General features: G+C 27.3%; 20 protein-coding genes and 2 tRNA genes. 12 read left to right on the top strand and 10 right to left on the bottom strand.

Annotated features, from left to right (window positions below; translation table 11 throughout):
- Position 1: 1 nt before the first annotated feature.
- Positions 2 to 1057 (top strand): histidinol-phosphate transaminase, encoded by a 1056-nt coding sequence (gene hisC / locus B5E92_RS03555; RefSeq protein ID WP_087299300.1) that lies wholly within the window; start codon positions 2 to 4, stop codon positions 1055 to 1057.
- Positions 1058 to 1075: 18 nt separating this feature from the next.
- On the opposite strand, the gene B5E92_RS03550 is transcribed toward hisC, so the two are convergent.
- Positions 1076 to 1804, bottom strand: a complete 729-nt coding sequence (locus tag B5E92_RS03550) for a YaaA family protein (RefSeq protein WP_087299298.1) — start codon at positions 1802 to 1804, stop codon at positions 1076 to 1078.
- Positions 1805 to 1871: 67 nt separating this feature from the next.
- On the opposite strand from B5E92_RS03550, the gene B5E92_RS03545 reads away from it, so the two are divergent.
- Entirely contained in the window at positions 1872 to 2879 is a 1008-nt protein-coding gene (locus B5E92_RS03545; RefSeq protein ID WP_087299296.1) for a nucleoid-associated protein, read from the top strand.
- A 36-nt stretch (positions 2880 to 2915) separates the two neighbouring features.
- Here B5E92_RS03545 and B5E92_RS03540 read toward each other — a convergent pair whose 3' ends face one another.
- The 3 genes from B5E92_RS03540 to B5E92_RS03530 form a co-directional block, all read right to left on the bottom strand.
- Entirely contained in the window at positions 2916 to 6617 is a 3702-nt protein-coding gene (locus B5E92_RS03540) for a UvrD-helicase domain-containing protein (protein ID WP_087299294.1), read from the bottom strand.
- The gene (locus tag B5E92_RS03535) at positions 6607 to 9486 is read right to left on the bottom strand and encodes a PD-(D/E)XK nuclease family protein (RefSeq protein ID WP_087299292.1); all 2880 of its coding nucleotides are present in this window, start codon (positions 9484 to 9486) and stop codon (positions 6607 to 6609) included. The genes B5E92_RS03540 and B5E92_RS03535 overlap by 11 nt, the downstream gene beginning before the upstream one ends.
- 71 nt (positions 9487 to 9557) lie before the next feature.
- Complete coding sequence (locus B5E92_RS03530; protein WP_087299290.1) at positions 9558 to 10352, bottom strand: MBL fold metallo-hydrolase; 795 nt, start codon at positions 10350 to 10352, stop codon at positions 9558 to 9560.
- A 141-nt stretch (positions 10353 to 10493) separates the two neighbouring features.
- Between B5E92_RS03530 and B5E92_RS03525 the strand changes: the two genes are divergently transcribed.
- Positions 10494 to 11270: a Cof-type HAD-IIB family hydrolase gene (locus tag B5E92_RS03525; protein ID WP_087299288.1), complete on the top strand. Its 777-nt coding sequence runs from the start codon at positions 10494 to 10496 to the stop codon at positions 11268 to 11270.
- A gap of 33 nt (positions 11271 to 11303) precedes the next feature.
- Here B5E92_RS03525 and B5E92_RS03520 read toward each other — a convergent pair whose 3' ends face one another.
- Positions 11304 to 11507, bottom strand: a complete 204-nt coding sequence (locus tag B5E92_RS03520) for a cold-shock protein (protein WP_087299287.1) — start codon at positions 11505 to 11507, stop codon at positions 11304 to 11306.
- A 331-nt stretch (positions 11508 to 11838) separates the two neighbouring features.
- On the opposite strand from B5E92_RS03520, the gene B5E92_RS03515 reads away from it, so the two are divergent.
- The 3 genes from B5E92_RS03515 (at position 11839) to B5E92_RS03505 (ending at position 12518) form a co-directional block, all read left to right on the top strand.
- A complete protein-coding gene (locus B5E92_RS03515) occupies positions 11839 to 12180 on the top strand; it encodes a phenylpyruvate tautomerase MIF-related protein (RefSeq protein ID WP_087299285.1) in 342 nt (113 codons plus the stop codon).
- A 160-nt stretch (positions 12181 to 12340) separates the two neighbouring features.
- Positions 12341 to 12416, top strand: a tRNA-His gene (locus B5E92_RS03510).
- 26 nt (positions 12417 to 12442) lie between these two features.
- Positions 12443 to 12518: transfer RNA gene (locus B5E92_RS03505), tRNA-His, on the top strand.
- Between the two features lie 355 nt (positions 12519 to 12873).
- Here B5E92_RS03505 and B5E92_RS03500 read toward each other — a convergent pair.
- From B5E92_RS03500 to B5E92_RS03490, 3 genes are all read right to left on the bottom strand, one after another.
- Complete coding sequence (locus tag B5E92_RS03500) at positions 12874 to 13935, bottom strand: WYL domain-containing protein (protein ID WP_087299283.1); 1062 nt, start codon at positions 13933 to 13935, stop codon at positions 12874 to 12876.
- Between the two features lie 227 nt (positions 13936 to 14162).
- Entirely contained in the window at positions 14163 to 14507 is a 345-nt protein-coding gene (locus B5E92_RS03495; RefSeq protein WP_087299281.1) for a hypothetical protein, read from the bottom strand.
- Positions 14508 to 14574: 67 nt separating this feature from the next.
- Positions 14575 to 15342, bottom strand: a complete 768-nt coding sequence (locus tag B5E92_RS03490) for a YdcF family protein (protein ID WP_087299280.1) — start codon at positions 15340 to 15342, stop codon at positions 14575 to 14577.
- Positions 15343 to 15469: 127 nt separating this feature from the next.
- Here B5E92_RS03490 and B5E92_RS03485 point away from each other — a divergent pair, with 127 nt between their 5' ends.
- Together B5E92_RS03485 and B5E92_RS03480 are read left to right on the top strand one after the other, a co-directional pair.
- Positions 15470 to 16594: an aldo/keto reductase gene (locus B5E92_RS03485; RefSeq protein ID WP_087299278.1), complete on the top strand. Its 1125-nt coding sequence runs from the start codon at positions 15470 to 15472 to the stop codon at positions 16592 to 16594.
- Between the two features lie 23 nt (positions 16595 to 16617).
- Positions 16618 to 17538: an aldo/keto reductase family oxidoreductase gene (locus B5E92_RS03480; RefSeq protein ID WP_087299276.1), complete on the top strand. Its 921-nt coding sequence runs from the start codon at positions 16618 to 16620 to the stop codon at positions 17536 to 17538.
- Between the two features lie 57 nt (positions 17539 to 17595).
- On the opposite strand, the gene B5E92_RS03475 is transcribed toward B5E92_RS03480, so the two are convergent.
- The gene (locus tag B5E92_RS03475) at positions 17596 to 19071 is read right to left on the bottom strand and encodes a glycoside hydrolase family 1 protein (RefSeq protein WP_087299274.1); all 1476 of its coding nucleotides are present in this window, start codon (positions 19069 to 19071) and stop codon (positions 17596 to 17598) included.
- Positions 19072 to 19166: 95 nt separating this feature from the next.
- Complete coding sequence (locus B5E92_RS03470) at positions 19167 to 20048, bottom strand: LysR family transcriptional regulator (protein ID WP_087299272.1); 882 nt, start codon at positions 20046 to 20048, stop codon at positions 19167 to 19169.
- A 132-nt stretch (positions 20049 to 20180) separates the two neighbouring features.
- On the opposite strand from B5E92_RS03470, the gene B5E92_RS03465 reads away from it, so the two are divergent.
- The 4 genes from B5E92_RS03465 to B5E92_RS03455 all read left to right on the top strand — a co-directional run bounded on the left by B5E92_RS03465 (position 20181) and on the right by B5E92_RS03455 (position 22309).
- Entirely contained in the window at positions 20181 to 20414 is a 234-nt protein-coding gene (locus tag B5E92_RS03465) for a hypothetical protein (protein ID WP_087299270.1), read from the top strand.
- Between the two features lie 58 nt (positions 20415 to 20472).
- Positions 20473 to 20961 carry a flavodoxin family protein gene (locus B5E92_RS03460; RefSeq protein WP_204245228.1) on the top strand — a complete coding sequence of 163 codons (489 nt, stop codon included), beginning with the start codon at positions 20473 to 20475 and terminating at the stop codon, positions 20959 to 20961.
- Positions 20936 to 21073 (top strand): hypothetical protein, encoded by a 138-nt coding sequence (locus B5E92_RS15615; RefSeq protein WP_204245227.1) that lies wholly within the window; start codon positions 20936 to 20938, stop codon positions 21071 to 21073. The genes B5E92_RS03460 and B5E92_RS15615 overlap by 26 nt, the downstream gene beginning before the upstream one ends.
- Before the next feature lie 117 nt (positions 21074 to 21190).
- The gene (locus B5E92_RS03455) at positions 21191 to 22309 is read left to right on the top strand and encodes a 5-methyltetrahydropteroyltriglutamate--homocysteine S-methyltransferase (protein ID WP_087299268.1); all 1119 of its coding nucleotides are present in this window, start codon (positions 21191 to 21193) and stop codon (positions 22307 to 22309) included.
- The last annotated feature ends 98 nt before the right edge of the window (positions 22310 to 22407 follow it).

Here is a 22407-nt window from a genome sequence, read left to right as displayed (position 1 = left end):
AATGAGCTGGCAAGATAAACTACGATGCGTTGAACCATATGTTGCAGGGGAACAACCAAAAATTGTTGATATGATAAAATTGAATACTAACGAAAATCCATATGGCCCAAGTGATAAAGTAAAGGAAGTTTTAGCTAATATTGATATTGAAAAACTAAGACTATATCCAAGCAGTGACGCTAATACGCTGCGGAAGGCTTTAGCTGATTATTATAATTTAGATGAAAAACAGGTTTTTTTAGGAAATGGATCTGATGAAGTTTTAGCATTAACATTTTTAACTTTTTTTAATGGGGAAGATCCGGTTTTATTTCCAGATATAACTTATTCTTTTTATCCGGTATACTGTAATTTGTATCAGATTAATTATCAATTAGTAAGATTAAATGATAATTTTAGTATCAACGTTACTGATTTTAATCAGCCTAACAGCGGTATCATTTTTCCTAATCCTAATGCACCAACTGGTTTGTTAGTTGATTTGGATTTTATTGAAACCGTGCTAAAAAATAATCCTGATAGTATCGTAGTTATTGATGAAGCTTACATAGATTTTGGTGGCAAAAGTTGTGTACCGTTAATTAATAAGTATGATAATTTAGTAGTAATTCAAACTTATTCAAAATCACGTTCATTAGCTGGAATTCGTCTTGGGGTGGCTTTAGGAAGTGAAGAGGCAATTAGTCATCTATATGATGTTAAAAACTCTTTTAACTCTTATCCAATTGACTATATAGCTCAACAAGTATGTCTAGCTAGCATTCTAGATGATCAAGATACTAAAAATAAATGTCAAAAAATAATTAATACTAGAGAAAAAGTAAAAAAAGAACTTAAAGATTTAGGTTTTATAGTTCCAGACAGTTATGCTAACTTTGTTTTTGTTAGACACCCTGATGTTGATGGTGAAGAGTTATTTTTAGCGTTACGAAAAGCGGGAATTATTGTTCGCCATTGGAATCAAGAACGAATTGATCAATATTTACGGATCAGTATTGGCAGTGATGAACAAATGGAGCGCTTAATAGCCTTTTTAAAAGAATACTTAAACAAATAACCAGATTAGTTAATCTGGTTATAATTTTTTATATGTTTTTTTACCATCACGAAGATAGACAAAATTATTTTCAGTTGATAAAGACGGCTGATAAACATAATCATCAAAAGTTACTTCTTGGATATCTTTTAAAGACGTGATTTTATTTTTAACCATTATCTCTAACATTTTCCCTCTAGCTTGTTTAACGTACATTGAATTACGAGTTAATTTACCACCTCGATCTTCAACAAAATCTAGATTAATGATATTAGGATGATTGACCATTTTCACAAATTCGTTAGACGCTAAAGAAATAAGATAATCTTCATTTTTAAAATAATCATCAACTTCTTGTTGCCAATATTGATAAAGATCGATATTTAATTTCATCGTCATATCTAAGCGATAAGGAGTAATACCAGTATTGTATTTTAAAATACCGTAATATGCTGATAAAATAGTTAAATATTTATCTAAATAGTCAAAATCGGATTCATCGTAAGTTTGTAAATTAAGCTGTTTTAACACTGTTCCTTGATAACAAAAAAGGGCAGGTGTAGTTTTAATATCATCATTATGATAATAATCATAGACTGTTTGGGCCATCTTAAAAGAAATCTTCATCATATCATGAAGGTTTTCAACACTAAAATTTTGTAAGTATTGATGAAGATAGGCAGTTTTATTAGGGAATAATAAATCAGTCTGTTTAATATTTAATTGTTTGTTTTTCATTATTTTAGCTGGAGCTATAATTATTTTCATTTTTATCACCGAGTTTATTATATCGTATTTTTCTTAAATATGGTATACTTGTCATGGTGATGAAAAGATGAATAATACAATTATAATTGATAAAATATTGATTCATATGTTGGATTTAGAACATAGTAAAGTAATTTATTCGGATACTTTTATCAATTTAGTAGAAGGAACAACTGAATATTATGATAAAAAAATTGAAAAATGTTTAGAAAATACTGGTATTAAAGAATTAGTAGTTGGTAGTCAGCATCATTTACTACAAGCAGCTAGAAATATGTTAGAAAGTGATGAAACATTCAAAGAAGAATCTATTAAGATTACTCAAGATCTTTTTAATCTTTGTACTAAGATTGAAGAAATGCCTAATGCTAATTTAATGTTTGTTGAATTGAAAGTTGATGGTAAAAAATATATTTTAGTAATTAAATTAAACTATAAAACAATGCCAATGAGTTTAATTGAAGAAGTTGATGGAAAACAAAGTATACGCTTTGTTAATCAGCAGATTTTACCAAATAAAACTACAGCAGTTGAAGAAGCAATTATTATCAATGTTGAAGATAGTATTTTATCAATCATTGAAAAAAGATTTATGATTGATGGTAAACCGGGATATTATTTAAATGAACAGTATATTAAAGGTGAACCAAAGCTTACTGATAAACAAAAAATGAGCATTGTTAATAAGGTAGTTAAAAAAGTAGATAGTCAATATAATGTAATCGATGGAGATCCATTACCAGTTGTAAAAAAAGAATTAGTGGATTTAGTCATGGAACATCGACCAGTAAAACCATTAGAATTAGCTAAAAAAGTAATGGGTGATGATTATAATGCTAGTGAAGAAGTAGAAACAATCATGAAAGATTTAGGAATAGAAGAAGATGATGAAATTGTTAATGTTCCAATTTCTTTAGATCGAATGTCACGTTGTAAGCTGGTTTTAGATGATGATCGAATTATTGAATTAAATGTTGAAGATTATTTAGATGGTATTGATATTGAAAAAGAAATTGATGAAAATGGTAAAACAAAAATCATTTTAAAAAATATTCAAGATATTGTAGTTAAGTAAAAAAATAAGGAATAGCGTTTGCTATTCCTTGATTCTTTAAAATGATACATAACGGTCAATATGTAAATAATAGACGATGGCTTTGATCTTAGCTGATTTAAAAATACGAGCTAAGATTTTTTTGTAATACTCTAATTGAGGCTGATGTAAAGCAATTAATGTTTTATCATCAGTATTTTTATTTAAATTATCAGTTTTATAATCAATTACAGTTATTTCATCATTATTGATACATACAACGTCAAAAATACCATGGATTATTTGTCCGTTTTCAAGCATTGAAAATTCTTTTTCCTGATATAAATGCTGACTATTTGCCATTAAGCTAAAGACATCACTAGCGACAAATTCTTGTAAATGAGGTAAATATCGCTCGATAATGGACCATTCATCATCATTAAATAAATTAGATTCTTTTAAACGAATAACTTCTTGTTTAAAATCTAATTCTGGTATTATTTTTAAATGTTCTAAGAAACTATGAATAATTGTTCCTCGCGTACTAGCATCAACATTAATATCATTACTATCATAACTAATATCACTGAAACTACGGTCACCATCTTCGATTTTTCTAGTTACAGCAATAGCTTTATCAAGGTTGGTTGGATATGGATAGACAAAGTCGTTATAGTGCTGATAATTTTTTAAATCTAATTTTGATTCTTGTGAGTTATTGATAATAATCTGTTGTTCAATATCATCATGACTAAAAATCTTAATTGAAAATTTACTATGTTTAGTATTATCTTGAATCAGATTTTTATTTTGATGAATCATAATAGTTTGGAAATTATGTTTAATTTGTTCGATTAATTCATCTTCATGATTAGAGTCTAATAAATTTTTATTGATTCCTTGTTCAATGATATTATCATGACTCATTAATGAAACCATTAGCCAATCCATATAACTATTTTGCATTCTAGCGTTATGATACAAAATAACTTTATCCTGACACTGTGGATTTTTAATAAAATCTGTTCCATTAGTTATTACGTATTCTTGATATTTAATGATATCTTGAGGTTCTTTAATTAATCCAGTTAAAATTAATTTTTGAGAAGCCCTTGTTAAAGCAACATAAAAAATACGCATTTCTTCATTGATAGCTTCATTGGTCTGGTAGCTGGCAATGACTTTACGATATTTATTTTCATATTCAACAACAACATCACGATATGGTGGTAAATCAACTTTAACCCGGGGCTTGATTGCAATTCCTAGTCGTTTATCACTGATGATCTGTTCTCTTGCATCTTGTAAATTAAATTTATTTTGTAAATTAGAAACAAAAACAATTGGGAATTCTAAACCTTTTGATTTATGAATTGTCATAAAAGAAACAACGTTATCATCATTACTAGAAACGGTTGCAGGAGAAACACCAATACCATTTTCCAACATGTTTGTAAATTTAGTGGTAATACTATTTAAAGAATCATCATTCATTTCTCCTAGTTTTTCAATAAATAATTCAATATTAGCTACTCTTTGACTACCGTTTATTAATGAGGCTAAAAATGTTAAATATTCACTATCATCAATAAATTTTTCTATTCCTTCTTTAACACTATGATAAATAAAATAATCACGCATTTGATGATAATAATTAATGAATTTTTCCAATATTTCATAATTATCTTTTTGCTCATTAATATAATTGATTAAATTATCATACATACTAAGTGATTCATCAGTTTTAATTTTCGCAATTAAATTTTCATCAAAATTACTAATTAAATAATTACCAGTTAATAAACTTGTAAAAGCAATATCATCAAGATGATTATTAAAAGCTTTTAAAACATGAATCATACTAATTATCTCAGGTTCTTGTAAAAAGCCTTGTGATAAAACAATATGACTAGGAATATGATAACGATTGAAAATCTTTTTAAAAGCAATAAAACTACGAGTATTACGCATTAATACAACGATATCACGATAATTAGCAGGTCGTGTTGTTTTATCAAAATTATCAAGTTGTAAATTTCCAATCATATCCTGGATTTTTTTAGCTACTATTTTAGCTTCTAATTCAGCATCATCATTAGTAGTTCCGGTTTGATAAGATAGTAAAACTTCACTTGTAAAGCGAGTTTCATTATCATAACGCTTTGATGCCTTGGCAGTAACTTCTTCACGTTCATCGACTTCTTTAGCACCTTCTTTTCTTAAGAAATCATAGTTAAGTTTAGCACTATCGTCTAAATAATAATCCAATCCACCAATATCCTGATCCATTATTTGATTAAAAATATAGTTTACACTATCAAGAACAATTTTATTTGAACGATAATTATATCTTAAATCAATTCTTTTGGTATTTGGTATTTGATTAAAAGTTAAATATTTTTGATTAAAGATTTCAGGGTCGGCTTCTCTAAAACGATAAATAGATTGTTTCATATCCCCAACCATAAAGCGATTGATCTTTGGTTCTTTATAATCAGCAATTTTATCAATTAATGTTTCCTGGATTTGATTGGTATCTTGATATTCATCAATCATAATTTCTTTTAATTGATGATAAAGTAAATCAACAATACCATATTGTGGCTCCAGTATTTTTAAAGCGTTAGCTTCTAAGTCGTTAAAATCTAGTAAATTATTAGTTTGTTTATATTCTTGATAAGCTTTTTTAAATTCTTTTTGATAAAAAACAAGCTGTTCTAATGGTTTTATAGAAGTAGTTAAAACTTTTTTAAATTCTTCAAAATCATCATAAACTAAATCATTAAATTTATCACGATAGAACTTAATAACATTTGTTTTTAAACTATTATACTTAGCTTTATATTCTTCGTTATCTTCATTAAATAAACCACGACTATCATAGCTTTTAATTAGTTTTGTATTGCTTGCTCTAATTATTTCAGTAAGATTATTACTTTCAATTGCTTTAATAACATCATAATAGTATTTTAAGTGAGCATCAAATGGTGTAGGCATACTTCCTTTTTTTGAATTACTATCAAAAGGGTTTTGGCAGTAAAAACCTAAATTATGACTATCAGCAAAATTTGCAAGTTCATAGACTTTATTTATTCCCATTATTGCCTGTTTTTTTAATAATGAAATGATTGGTTTAGTAATTGGCCAAGTATTAATTGAATCTTCATTGTTATTAATTATATGATCATATATATTAGTTTTAATATCATCAATATATTGATCAAAATTGTAGATTGTATTGCTTAAATTTTCAAATTTAAAAATAGCGTTTTTAAATTTACCAAAATAATAATCAGGGAAATAAGTGTTTACAAAATCAATAAACTGGTCGTCATTAACCCATTTAGCGATACACTGATCTAGAATCTGGTGTTTGATTAATGTTGGATCGCTAGTAATGTCAAAATTACTATTTAAGTCAATTAGATAACCATATTGTTTTAATAAAGTACTACAAAAACCATGGAAATTAGTTATATATGCTTTTGGTAATAACTGTTTTTGTTTTAATAAATGTTGTTTTAAAGAATCACTGATATTTTCTTGAAGACGCTGATCTAGGGAAACTTGTAAACGCTGTTTCATCTCCAATGCAGCAGCATTAGTAAAAGTAAGAACTAAAAGCTGATCAACATTATAGCCATCTTCTTCGATTAATGCCATGATTCGATTAACTAAAATTTTTGTTTTGCCAGAACCAGCTGGAGCAGAAACAAGAATTGAACAGCCCCGACTAGTTACGGCTTCTTCTTGACCGCTGTTTAATGGGTTAATTGGCATTATCTTCACCTTCCTTTATTAAATATTCTAAATTTTCATTATTAACAAGAGTGTATTCGTTATAGAAAACATCGAAATTACAGATAGCACGATAATTACAGTAAGTACATGGATTAACTTTAGTGAAAATAGCTGGATCATCGCTGCCTTTAGGAGCAATTTGAATATTACCATGACTTAAACTATCATATAGTTTTTCAATATGACCAGTTACATAATCAATTAATCGTTTTAAAGCAAAACTGCTTAAAATATTTCCTTTATAACAATCATCTTTTTTTACATAGCGTGCTTTAATAATATTGGAATTACGCTCAAATTCATTATCGACTCTTGTAACCACTTCTTCATTTACATAACCATTCATACGATATTGCTTAAAGAAATTTTCGCTTGATTCTTCTTCAGTTATTTTTAAACTGCTGGCTAGAATTCTTTTTTTAGTATTGAAATACAATAATCCTCCTAAATCTAATTGCTGTTTAGAAGCTAAAGTATCAAGATATAGCAGCATTTGAATATTAAAGCCTTGGATTGCCAGTGAAATATCTAAATCTTTATTACTTGATTTATAATCGATAATTTTTAAATAATTATCACTTTGATCAACGCGATCAACAATACCAGTAAAGTTGAAATCTGGATATTTTCTTTTGATTTCAATTTCACTGCCAACAATTTCAAAATCAGAAGCTTGCAACTGCTGATTTAATACAATAATAGTATTTAATAAATCCTGTTTAACAGTTTTAATAATATAAATATTATTGTAATCATTCAAACGATCATTTAGTTCATTATTATCGATATATTCGTTTACATATTTTTCAATTATATCTGGTAATGTGTCAACATCAATGACCGGCTGACTAAATAACTCTTTAGTTTTTTCTAGTACATAATGGACAATTGAACCAATTTCATTTGTTTGAAAAGATGGCTTTTTAAAAGGATATAATTTTAAGCCATATTGATTGTAATATTTATAAGGACAGCCATTATAAGTTTCTAATTTACTAGCAGAAAGGTAATTAGAAAATAGTGGTGTTGTTAGGCTACCAGGCTGATTACGACTTTGAATATATTTATCAATCATTGTATTTAAAGCTGTTTGCTTTGAATCTTGCTGACCTTTTAGATAAAGATTTTTCTTTAAACTTTGATGTAAATAATCTTTACTAATATCAATATTTTTAATATCAAACATATTATTTAACTGATTATATAATGATGATTTTAATAAAGGCTGACCATCTATTGAAGCATTAGCAAAACTGATAACTAAATAGTTATTATTGCTGTTTAATGCTTTTAAAATATTATTTTGATTAGAACCGATTTGATAACTTAAATCTGGTAATTTTAAGCTTTTTAGATCCTGGTCTAATAAAATACCGGTATCTTTAAATTGAAGTGGAACAACTGTTTCATTAACTCCAGTTAAATAGACCTTTTTACAATCAAGAATACCACTATAACATTGATCATAATTTAATAAATAAAGATGATCGTTACATGGCTTTTTATCTTCTTTTAATTCAGGCTTAGTTTTTTTAATCAGAATATAAAAATCAGATAGAGAAAATTCTTGAGTACTTTGAAATTCCTTAAAATAATTGATTAGTGTAATGACATTTTCATTAGTAATCATTTCTTGATCAATAAATTCAAGCATTATTTTGACATAATCATTTAAAGTAACACATTGATTAAAATCATAATTTGAAAATGGATCATCTAAGACATTATTTTCTAAATAATTCTTTTTAATACGATCAAGATAATTTAAATCATTGAATTTCTTTAACATCCTGCTATCAAGAAGATCTAATAAATCATCTTTTTGCTTATTTATTTTATATTTAAGAAATGAAAGACAAGCATTCATTTCTTTAAAAATTAGACTTTTACTAAGATTATGAGGAATATTAAATTGTTCTAAAGTGTTGATTAGTAACATTTTATATTCATGATTAGGATAATAAATAGCATAATCATGATAGTAAGTCTGGTTATCAACAATATCTTGATAGATGTTTAAAATGACACTTTCAATTTCGGCTTTAGGTGTTGTTTGAGCTATTTTATATAATGGACTTTGATCATTAAATTTTGGTGCCTGCAATGAAAATGTATAAGTATTTAAATGATTTAAATAAAGATCATCATCTTTGATAATATCGTTATCTTTATCATAATAATTTATAAATGGTTTATTTAAATCACGATTATCATCACTGTTATTCATTAAAATAGTTACGTCACTAATACTAGCAAGCTGATTAATTAATTTATAACGATGTTTGGTAAAAATTTTTTCAGTTATAAAACAATAATGATTATTTTTAAGTAAATCATTAAAGTGATTAAATAAAAGATCTTCATATTGAAAACATTTATCTTTAGGCGTTGCAAGTTTAAATTGTTTATAAATATCAATAATTGTTGTAATTTTTTGTTTAGATAAATCTGGTAGAGTTTCAATATCAGGATTGTCTAATTCTTCTAAATAAAAAAGCTCTAAGATATTGATGATTTCTGGGATTAATTCCATTTTGTTATTAGTGTTAAAAATATAGTTGTTTGTTTCGATTATTTGTTTGATCATTAAGATAGTTTCTAATTTAGATAGTTTTTGTTGGTTATATATTTGATAATGGTTTAATAAATTATTGATTAAAGTATTATATGTTATGATTCTGATATTAAAAAGAGTGTCAGTATATTTGAAAAATGCTTCTTCAAAGAAAAGAGGATCATCAACGATGAAATAATAATTTTCAAAAATGTTTTTTTGAGCTTCGTTGATAGTGTTTTTTATTAATTCTTTAATTTTTAGAGTATAATTTAAACCACTTATTGTTTTCATAAAAGTACCTCCGATATAGCTTTTATTTTATCATAGATTATTTCAAAATAATAAAAGTGAAATTATTAATTTCACTTTAAACTGTTTTCTTGAAAAATCATTTCTGCTTTTTGATAGCTGGCATAAAATGCCTGATGATTATCAAAAGTAGGAGCTTGATTTAATACACCGGTTATTTCATGATTGATTAACTTAATACATAATTGATACATATCTTTCATTAAATCAAAATCCAGACGATTAAATGAGCTGACTTTTGACATTGATTCTTGCTGGTTATGACCACCCCAGAATTTCCATGTTTGATCGACACCAGTTTTTTCTAAGTAATCAATAGCTTGTTTTAGATTTTTTTGGTACATTTTTAAATTTAAACTATGAAATAATTGCATCCAGACACCACAGCCAGAACCAATGGCATCACCAGTATAGACAGCGTGATTTTTAGTATCTAAAAAAATCATTGATCCAGGAGTATGACCAGCTAATGGGATTGCTTCGATTGTTATTTGGCCTAAGTCAAATTTTTGATATGGTTTTAAATCTTTGATGTTATTAAAATCAATCAATGGAAAATCTGGCTGTAATTTTTGATTATCAAAGTAAACGTCTTTATCTAAATGTGATAAGTAGACATTATCAAATTCATTGATTGTGCCAATATGGTCGACATGGCCGTGGCTACAAACAACAATAAGATCTTTATTTGTTAAAGCTTTGATAGTAGGTAATAAAGGCTTTTTAAATAAGCCTAAATCAATTAATAAAGCCTTATTTTCTCCAATAATTAAATAACAAGAATCCTGGTCTTCATCATTTATATAATAACTTTGTTCATTTATTTTGATTGCGTCATAAGTTTCCATAATAACCTCATATAAATAATATTAGTATTTATAAAAAAGTATATCGTAATCATCAAAAAAAGCAAGAATATCCTTTATTACAATAAACTATTATACAAATAATTTAATTATTTGTATAATTAAATGAGGAGGAAAATAATAATGAATAAAAAAATTTTTTTCTTTGATATTGACGGAACTTTTGCTGATAAAAATATTATCCCTGCTGATACAATTACGGCTTTAAATAAGCTAAAACAATTAGGTCATTATATTTTTATTTGTTCAGGACGACCTTATATTTATGCTAAAGAGCATTATCAAAAATATGTAGATGGTTTTATTTGTGGTAATGGAAGATATATCGTATATAAAGATCAAATCATTTTAGATGAACCATTAACTTTACAGGAAGTGAAATATTTTGTGGATGGCTTTATGAAATTAAAATGCGGTTATAATTTTAATGGCAGTTATAATGGTTATGCTTTTAATATTGAAGCTAATAAATTATTGGATATGCAAAATGATTTTAAACATCCTTATTATATTGAAGATTTTAAATTATCTGATATTAATGCACATATGTTTGATGTACATTTTAAAGATGAAAAACATTTTAACCAAATTGCAAAATATTTTGATGATCGTATAATATTTAATGTTCATAGCGGACATAATTCAGCTGATGCCACAGTCATTGGTTATGATAAAGGGGTGGGGATAACAAAATTATTGAAAATATTAAATATTTCAGTAGAAGATAGTTATGCCTTTGGTGATGGCCTTAATGATATACCAATGTTTAAAGCGGTGGGGCATTCAATAGCTATGTTAAATGGTGTTGATGAAGCTAAAAAAGCTTGTGAATATATCACTGGTGATATTAATGATGGCGGCATTTATAAAGCATTGGCACATTATAAAATAATTGACTAAAAAATAAAAACCCAGTTATGGGTTTTTATAACGCTATTTAACTGTTACGTTTTGAGCTTGAGGACCACGATCAGATTGATTAATAGTAAATTCAACGATTTGTCCTTCTTCTAATGTTCTAAATCCTTCAGCATTAATTGCTGTGTAATGAACAAAAACGTCTTTTCCGTCTTCGTCATCAGTAATGAATCCATAACCTTTTTCTTGGTTAAACCATTTAACTTTTCCTGTACTCATTGTTGGTACCTCCTTGAAATATGTGCAAAAAGGAAATACTCTATGTAACTCGCGTAATCACAAATATCGGATTGTGGGTGGTACATAAAGGTAATACAATCTTCTAATACTTGTGATACTATGAAAATTATATTGCTACTTTTGCACTTTTATTGTACCATAATCAAATAAATAAAGCAATAGAGTGCTTTTTTGCTAGTTCGATAATATTGTTAATTTAAAATACACATTAATACTGTAGTATAAAATAATAACTTCTACCATTATCTTATTAACATTAGAATAAAACAATGGTAGAATAATATAGTATAAGACAAAGGAGGTTTTTATTATGCCATTTATTTCATTTACAACTAATCATAAATTGACACTTCGTCAAGAAAATGAAATCGCTAAAAGAACTGGGGAATTGATTAGTATTTTGCCAGGTAAAAAAGAAGAAAATTTAATGTTACATCTAGAAGATAATCAAATCATGTATTTCCGTGGCGAAGATATTCCATGTATGATGATTGCTGTTAAATTATATAATAAAGTTGATTTAAATGCTAAAAAAGAATTTACTGAAAAGTTAGTTGTGATGATCAAAGAAACGACAAATATTGATGTTGATGATATTTATGTATCTTTTGATGAATATCCAAACTGGGGTAAACAAGGTACATTGATTTAGAATGGTAAAATCCCGCTTATTTAGTGGGATTTTATTAAATATTTGGTTTTTATAATAGTATTAGAGAAAAACTTTTATAATTTTTTATTTTTCTCTTTACTTTTTGTAAAATATTATATATAATCTTTCTTGCGTTAAGCGAAAAATCTATTTTAATGTGGCGGACGTGGTGAAGTGGTTAACACACCAGATTGTGGCTCTGGCATGCGTGGGTTCGATCCCCATCGTCCGCCCCAGTTTTTATTACTTTTATTTTAATATGGCGGACGTGGTGAAGTGGTTAACACACCAGATTGTGGCTCTGGCATGCGTGGGTTCGATTCCCATCGTCCGCCCCATTTATATAGGGCATATATGATTTTATAATAGAAGTAAGATTAACACACTATATAAAATTTAATACTCGCTTAAAATTAAATGTTATAGATAAAGTTTATTATTTATAATTTAAAGGCGAAATAAAAACTAGAAATTACTATGGTTTCTAGTTTTATTATTTTATAAACCAATATTTTATAAAATATACTATTGTAAGAAAATAACATAATTAAACCATATGTAAAAAGGGTAATTATGTTTTTTATACGGTAAAGTTATTGATAAATAAAAAATGGCTCTATAATTTAAACGAAGATTTATAAATACTCTGTTTAAATTATAGGACCAAAAATCATCGATTATTCAACGATGATTTTATATTCGATAAATCGTATACATTCTTTGAATTTCATCTTTCAATTTATCTCTAAGTTCAATTGGTTTTAAAACCTCAACATGACTAGCTATTTGTAATAGATTTGTAAGTAGATCATTATCATTATTAACGTCATTAATTGAAACTTCAATAAATTGATGAAATTGTTCAATCTGGCTAATATTATTTTTAAAATATAGTGCTAATTTTTCAAAAATATCAGTATTACCTAAATATACACGTAATTTTAGGTTGATTTTGTTTTTAGTATCAAGTTTTAATGGATCGCTTTTTTGCCATGTATTTGTTTTAAAAGCTTCCATTTTATTTTGAATATTTTTTGGACAGTAACAAATTTTTAAATCAGTAATTCTATCTAAACGATAATATTTTAATTCAAAATCGGCATCCTTTGTATATTGATAGCCAGAAACATAAACTAAATCATTTTTTAGTTCAATATTTGTCGGATATAACAATATTGATCGGGAATTAACAGTATCAGTTAGTTTATTGTTAATGATATTATACTCTAAGCATTTAAAATCTAGACATGAATGACTATTAATGGCATTGATTATTAATTCTAGATTACTGTAAATTGAATTATCATTAGTACTATTTATGTTATCTAATAGATGATAATGATTAATACGGTATATCGAACTATCAGATAAAACTTTTTCAATTAGTTTAGGTTCTTCTTGATTTTCTAAATATGATATTTTATTTAATAGGTTGGCTAATAAAATAAGTTGCGCATCACTATAAAATGGCTTTTCTACGTAAGAACCTTTTTTTTGTTTTGTTACATAGTTTATCTTACCACCACTATTACTTTCAAAAGGTTGAATTAGTATATCATTGTAAACATTAATTAGATTATCAAATGTTTTAATTGATTCAATATCTGATTTAATTGTATTTCCTGAAACAGAAGCACTAATAGAACTGATTCTTGAAATCAACTCATCTCGTGATAGAGCATGATTTTGATCGGTTAATCTTTTTAATAGGTATTGAATTAATAAAATTCTAGTTCCGTTGCTAATTTCTCCCATTTTCTTCCCTCCTTGATTTATTTTACTTTATCTTGCAAAATATGTAAAATCGCAAACTTAAAATAAGATTAATTATTTGTTATTAAAAATATATTATTTAAATAAATTTGTAATTTTTTGAAAACAAATGTAAAAAAATGTATTTTATGTGTGATTTTATAGGAAGAAGAACATATTTTAGGAGTTTAATCATAAATAAAAGTATAAAGAAAACAATCTTTATACTTTTAGCTAAGTAATTCAGAAACCTCAGTTTCAAAATTACTAGAATTATAAGTACTGTAATATGTCGTATAGATTTCCTGGCTATCATCATTATCAATGATTGTCATAACGAATTCATACTCATAACATAATTCCATAATATTTTGCATGCCTTGAAAGGTGATATCGTAATGTTGATAGTTGTCATTTTCAATATTGATTTCTAACTTAGCACGATCTGGATAAATATCCCAATCAATTAAAGAACCATCGACGTTCCAGTCAATCAAAATAAAAGAAAGAGGGTCAATAATGGCATCATCTAATTGATCTTTTGCCCTAATGGTAATATATAATTTACTAAACATAGATTTTCCTCCGTAAAAATATTATATCAAAGTAAATTTTATATAAATATGGGAACATTTTGGAAATTTAAGATAAAAGAATATCTTTTAAACAGCCGAAAAACTCTCTTAAATAATAGTGTGGTGCAGTATCATCTCTTTCTTTAGCAGCATATGTATGGGCTGTTAAATTATGTTTATTTGCAAGCAGTTTACTTCGAAAACAGTGGAAACCATTAGTAATAATTACAACATCATAATCTTTATTTGTTTTTTCTTCAATAATTTCTTTACTATAAATAATATTTTCATTTGTATTAGTACTTTTATCTTCGGTAATAATAAGTGATTCATCAATACCTTTTTCTACTAAATAATCTTTCATTGCTTTGGCTTCGCTTATATTTTCGCCATCGCCTTGACCGCCACTAACAATAATTTTAGTGTTAGGAAATTTTTGATGATATTGTAAAGCTGCTTCTAATCGATAGCGAAGTAATGGTGAAGGCGATGAACCATTTAATCTAGCTCCTAGAACAATTACATAATCACATTCATGATTATATTTATTGTTAGATTCATAAATAATTAAGCTTTCAATTACTACAAATACTGTAATTCCTAAAATTAAAATAGCTTTGATACTGTAATTTATCCCTTTGGGTAAATTAGATAAAATACTAACTTTATTTTTTAGTTCATAAAAACTATAAAAACCAGTAATTATTGAAAAAATAGGGTAAATAAAATAAGCAGTTATAAATCTAGAATTAATTACTAAGATTATAAAATAAATGATTGAAATTATACTCAAAGTAATTAATAAATAATCAAATATTCGACAATTCTTTATCATATTGTTTAAAAAACTCCTTTTTATCATTCTATCATAAATATTTAAAGAAATTTCTTAAAAATATTTAAAATTGCACTAATTTATTACTTAGTAGTATAATAAAAGTATGTTGTAGGAGGAAATAATAGTGAAAGTTAAAAGATTTGAAAAATTAGGAATTGAACCATCATTATTAGGATTTGGATGTATGCGTTTTCCATTAACTGAAGATGGTAAGATTAATGAAACAGAAGCCGAAAAAATGATTGATAAAGCAATCGCTTCAGGGGTAACATATATTGATACTGCTTATCCATATCATAATGGCGATAGTGAACCTTTTGTTGGTAAAGTATTAAAAAAATATCGTCGTGATAGTTTCTTTTTGGCAACAAAATTACCAGTATGGAAGGTTAATAGTCAAGAAGAGGCTTTAAAGATTTTTGAAGATCAGTTAAAAAGATTAGATGTTGAATATGTTGACTTCTATTTATTACATGCTTTAGATAGTGAAAAATGGCAAAAAGTAATCGAATATGATTTGATTGGGATGTGTGAAAAATTAAGAGAAGCTGGAAAAATTCGTTATTTAGGATTTAGTTTTCATGATGAATATCCTGTATTTAAAGAAATTTTGGAATATCATAATTGGGATTTTTGTCAGTTACAATTAAATTATATGGATATGGATATTCAAGCTGGTATGAAAGGGTATCAGTTAGCTGAAAAAATGCAAGTACCAATTGTAGTTATGGAACCAATTAAAGGTGGTTCTTTGGCTAACTTACCAAAAGATATTGCTCAAAAATTCTTAGATTATAATCCTGATGCTAGTATTTCATCATGGGCATTACGTTATGTAGCTAGTTTATCAAATGTTAAAGTAGTTTTAAGTGGAATGTCAACTTACGATCAAGTACTTGATAATTTGAAGACATTTGAAAATTTTGAATATTTAAATCAAGATGAATTAATGTTGATTCAAGAAGTTCGTGATACTTTAAAAGCTCGTATGAAAAACGGATGTACTGGATGTAGTTACTGTATGCCATGTCCTTTTGGTGTCGATATTCCTAGCAATTTTAAATACTGGAATAATGCATTTGTTTATGATAGCCATGAACAATTCAAGGATAAACTAGCAAGCATGAAACCAGAAGCTAAAGCTGAAAATTGTCGTAAGTGTGGTAAATGTGAAAAACTATGTCCACAACAACTTTCAATTCGTGATGATTTACAAAAAGTTTCTGAATATTTAAATTTTGATAATTAAAAATAATATAAAAGGAGTTTATTATGGAATATTATCAATTACCAAAAACAGATTTAAAGGTCTCAAAGATTGCTTTAGGATGTATGCGAATTGCTGATAAAAGCGTTGAAGAAGTTGAAGAGCTAATTGCTACAGCTTTAGATTTAGGCATTAATTTCTTTGATCATGCTGATATTTATGGTGGGGGAAAATCTGAAGAATTATTTGGAGCAGTTTTAAAAAAACATCCTGAATATCGTGAAAAGATGATTATTCAAACTAAATGTGCCATTGTTCCAGGTAAACGTTATGATTTTTCTAAAGAACATATCATTAATAGTGTTAATGAATCTTTAAAAAGATTGAATTGCGATTATGTTGATATTTTATTATTGCATCGACCTGATGCATTATGTGATCCTCAAGAAGTGGCTGAAGCTTTTGATGAATTGTATGAAAGTAAAAAAGTAAGATATTTTGGTGTTTCTAATCATACGCCATATCAAATCAAATTATTACAAAAGTATTCAAAATATCCAATCATCATTAATCAATTACAACTTTCAATTGTTCATTCTGTTATGATTGATTCAGGATTAAATATGAATATGAAAGAAGATTGGGCTCAAGATAAAGATGGTGGCGTTTTAGATTTTTGTCGTTTAAATGATATCACTATTCAACCATGGAGTGTTATTCAGGCTTCTTGGGCTGAAGGAACATTTATTGATAATCCTGATTACGCTAAATTAAATCAGGAGTTAGAAAAATTAGCTAATGAATACCATGTTAGTAAAACGGCTATTGCTATTGCCTGGATATTACGTCATCCAGCTAATATGCAGCCTATTGTTGGAACAACTTCACCGGTTCATTTAAAAGAAAGTGTAGAGGCTATAAATGTTAAACTAACTAGACAACAATGGTATGATTTATATTTAGCTAGTGATAAACCATTACCATAGATTTTGGTTTTATGCTTTAACACACTAAATAAAAAAGAAGCGATGCTTCTTTTTTATTTAGTAATTATCGAGGCTTTCGCCATTACTTTGAATAACGTTTTTATACCAATTAAACGATTTTTTCTTTATTCTAGAAAAATCGCCACTTCCATCATCGTGTTTATTTACATAAACAAGACCATATCTTTTTTTCATTTCTCCAGTTCCTGCTGAAACAATATCAATGCAGCCCCATACTGTATATCCGATTAAATCAACACCATCTAATTCAACAGCATCTTTCATTGCTTTGATATGATTCTTTAAATATTCAATACGATAATCATCATTGATAGTTCCATCTTTTTCAATAACATCTTTGGCACCTAAACCATTTTCAACGATAAACATTGGTTTATGATAACGGTCATAAATTTGATTTAAAGCAATTCTTAGTCCAAGGGGATCGACAGTCCAACCCCAATTTGATGTTTTTAAATAAGGGTTTTTATATGCTATAAATTGATTTCCTTCAGTTTTTTTAGCATTTGGATCAGTTGAAGAAACAGTTGACATATAGTAGCTAAAACCAATATAGTCTACAGTTTCATTTTCAATAATCTTCAAATCATCTTTTTCCATTTTGATATGAATATTTTCTCTTTCAAATTTCTTTAATTGATATTCAGGATAATATCCTCTTACTTGAACATCCATATAAAATTCTTTTTGACGATTAAATTTAATTGCTTCCATAACATCTTCTGGTTTACATGTCATTGGGTAACTAGGTGTATAAGATACCATCATTCCAATTTTAAAATTGGGGTTAATTTGATGACCTAATTTAACAGCTTTCGCGCTAGCAACAAAGATATGATGATGAGCTTGATATAAATTTTGAGGATTATTATTATGAACGCCGATTTGACACCATCCAGATAAGACATTGATTTCATTAAATGTCATCCAGTATTTTACTTTATTTTTATAACGTTCAAAAATAGTTTTAGTATAAAAAAGGAAAAAATCAATGACTTCGCGACTTAGCCAGCCATCATAATGGTCAGCTAAATACATAGGCATTTCAAAATGGTTAATTGTCACCACCGGTTCAATACCAAATTTTAATAACTCATCAAAGATAAGATCATAGAACTTAAGTCCTTCTTCATTGATTTCATACATACCATTAGGACAGATTCTAGACCAGCTAATTGACATTCGAAAACATTTAAATCCCATCTTGGCCATTAAAGCGATATCTTCTTTCCAATGATGATAAAAATCAGTCGCCTCATGACTAGGGTAATAAGTATTTTCTTTAATATAGCCTGTACTATTTTCTGGTACTGGTCCTGTCATAGTGCTATCAACAGGAACTGCACCTATTTTCCCGTTAGCGGTTTTAAAAGTAACTTTTCTAGGAACCTTATATCCACCACCAGTTACAACATCAAATGTACTTAGGCCACGTCCTCCTTTGTTATAGCCTCCTTCATGTTGATTAGCTGCTGTAGCGCCACCCCATAAAAAATCTTCTTTAAAACTCATTATTATCCATCCTTTCAATAAAATTTTGATGATTTTATTGTATAAAGATGGTAAAGAAATATCCAATATTTATATTTTATATCTAATTATTCTATTTATCTATCATTGAAGTGTTGTTGCATCTTTGATAATAGCTTTTCAGCAATAGGTGTAAATACTTGATATTTTTTCCAGATAATATACATATTAGTTTTTAATTCTGGTTTTAGTACTCGAAAACAAAGCTCACTATTTTCACTAGTATCGACGATTTTATCAAAACTTAATGCGTAGCCAAATCCTTCTTTGACCATGATAGAAGCGTTATAAATAAGGTCAAAAGTTGCTACAATGTGTAGTTGATCTAATTTTTCTTTAAATAACTTTGGATAATCTTCAGTGATTCCTTGTCTTGATACAATTAAAGGTAGATCAATTAAATCTTCGATAGTGATATATTCTTTTTTTGCTAGTGGGCTATCTTTACGCATAATAACTCCCCAAGTATCACTGGTAGGTATTTTAATATAGTTATACTTAGATAAATCTACTTCTTGAACAATTATGGCAAAATCTAATAAACCTCGATCTAGTCTTTCAGCGATAACTTCAGTATTACCACTGTATAAATGAAATTTTACATTTGGATATTGAAGCTGTAAATCTTTAGCAACTGTTGCAAAATAGCTAAATGATTCAGATTCAGCAGCACCAATATAGATATCGCCACCAGTAATATCATCTAATGCCTGGAATTCTTCCATCGTTTTATCAACCATGCTTAAAATATCTTCAGCTCTTTTTCTTAAAAGAAGACCTTCGTCAGTTAATTTAATACTATAATTACTGCGGATAAATAACTTTTTACCAATTTCTTCTTCTAATTGCTTTATTTGTTTAGATAAGGTAGGTTGGGTTACATGAAGATATTTTGCAGCTCTAGTCATATTTTCTTCTCTTGCGATTGCTAGAAAATAACGTAAAACTCTTATTTCCATTTTAATCACCTCTATGTTTATTATACAGAAGATAATTATTCTTAAAAAGAATAACTTGATATAAATTATAAATATTAGACATTTTAATGACTGAAAATTAGAATGTTATTTAATTAATAGGGGGTGATATTATTGCCAGATTATTATGATCAAAATAGTTGTTTTATAGAAAATTTATTGGATGCTGGATGTGATCATGAAATGATTGAAAAATGTAAATTATTGAAAAAAGCACAACAAATTGATTCGTTGATTTATGTTTTATCAAAACATCGAAATAAGCTTATAGATAAATTGCATCAATATCATCGTCAAATTGATAGTTTGGATTATTTATTATGTAAATTAAAAAAAGATATTGAATAAAATAACTGTTCTATATCAATTAAATATAGTATTAATGAAAATAAATTGAGGAGAAAAGATGAAGGTAATAGGAATAAACGGTAGTTCTAGAAAAGATAGTAATACTACAATACTTATTAAATATATTTTTAAAGAGTTAAATAAGGAAGGAATAGAAACAGAATTAGTAACTCTCTATGACAAAAAAATTAATTCCTGTCGTGCCTGCTTTGCTTGTAATAGTAGAAAAAATTGTGTTTATAAAGATGATTTTAATGATGTTTTTAACAAAATAATGACTGCTGATGGAATCATATTAGGCTCACTAGTATATATGGCTAATATATCTTCATCTATGCAAGCTTTATTAGAAAGAGCTGCAGTTGTATTGGATATGAATAAAGAAACCCTTTCAATTAAATATAAAGCAGGAGCATCCATCGTATCACTTCGACGTGGTGGTGGTTTAAATGCAGTGGATGCAATGAATCATTTTTTTCTTGAATCAGCAAATGATTATTGTTGGTTCAACATATTGGAATATGGTTTATGGTCAATTACCAGGTGATGTTGAAACTGATTTAGAAGGAATCGAAAACATGAAAAATATTGGTCAGAATATGGCATATGTTTTAAAAAGGTTAAAAAAAAGTGATGGAAATGATTCAAAAAGAATTTAAAGGCTTAAAATTTTTTTGCTATAGATAAAAACTATAGTAAACCGATAAATTTTTATATTTTTCAAATAGTAATTAGCTTGTTAAAATATCCGGTAGATATTATAGGAGGATGAATTAATGAGTAACTTACAAATACCTTTTAAATATGATTTTGTCGGTAGTTTTTTACGACCAGAGAAATTAAAAAACGCTCGAAAAGAATTTGAGGCTGGTTCAATATCTTACGGTGAATTAAAAAATGTCGAAGATGAATGTATTATTGATTTGGTAACTAAAATAAAAAAACTAGGATATCATGTTATTACTGATGGTGAATTTAGACGTGCTACTTGGCATTTAGATTTTATGTGGGATTTTGAAGGAGTAGGGCATTCTAAGACAAATACTGGTTTACCATTTCATGGTGAGGCAGCAATGATTGATGATACTTATTTAACTGGTAAAGTTAAATTAACACATGAACATTCATTTGTTGATCATTTTAGATTTATTAAAGCATTAGAAGATGAAAATACAGTAGCTAAGCAAACAATTCCTGCACCAGCTCAATTTTTAGCACAATTTATAATGCCTTTTAATAGAGAAAATACTGAAAAGTATTATTCAAGTGATGAAGAATTAATTAATGATATTGTTGCTGGTTATAAAAAGGTAATTGATGATTTGTATAATGCAGGATGTCGAAATTTACAATTTGATGATTGTACTTGGGGAATGATGGCTGATAAAACTGGTCATCTTGCATATGGAACTACTCCAGAAGGACTAAAAGAAATCCAAAAGATTCATAAAGATATTAATAATAAGGTTATTGCTAATGCGCCAAAAGATATGGTCATTAGTATGCATGTTTGTAGAGGAAATTTCCATTCTACATATGCCAATAGTGGTGCCTATGATCCAGTAGCCGATGTTTTATTTGGCAATCAAAATGTTGATGCATTTTATTTAGAATTTGATGATGAAAGATCTGGTGGATTTGCACCACTGGCAAAAGTGTCTGGAGATAAAAAAGTTGTTTTAGGTTTAATTACAACAAAATCACCAGTTTTAGAAAATAAGGAAGAGATTATCGCTAGAATCAATGAGGCTAAAAAATATATTCCATTAGATAGACTATGCTTAAGTCCCCAATGTGGCTTTGCTTCTTGTGAAATTGGAAATAAACTAACTGAAAAACAGCAATGGGCAAAATTAGAGTTAGTTAAAGAAATAGCAGATGAAATTTGGAAATAATCTTAAAATAGGCAAAAGAAGGTCAAAGAGATCTTCTTTTTTGTTTATTAAAATTATACTAAAAGTAATTGAAGAGATTTAAAATAATATTATTGTTT

The organism is Erysipelatoclostridium sp. An15 (genome assembly GCF_002160675.1).
In the GTDB taxonomy this organism is placed as follows: Bacteria; Bacillota_I; Bacilli_A; order Erysipelotrichales; family Coprobacillaceae; genus Thomasclavelia; species Thomasclavelia merdavium.
This window is presented reverse-complemented; position numbering and strand designations above follow the sequence as displayed.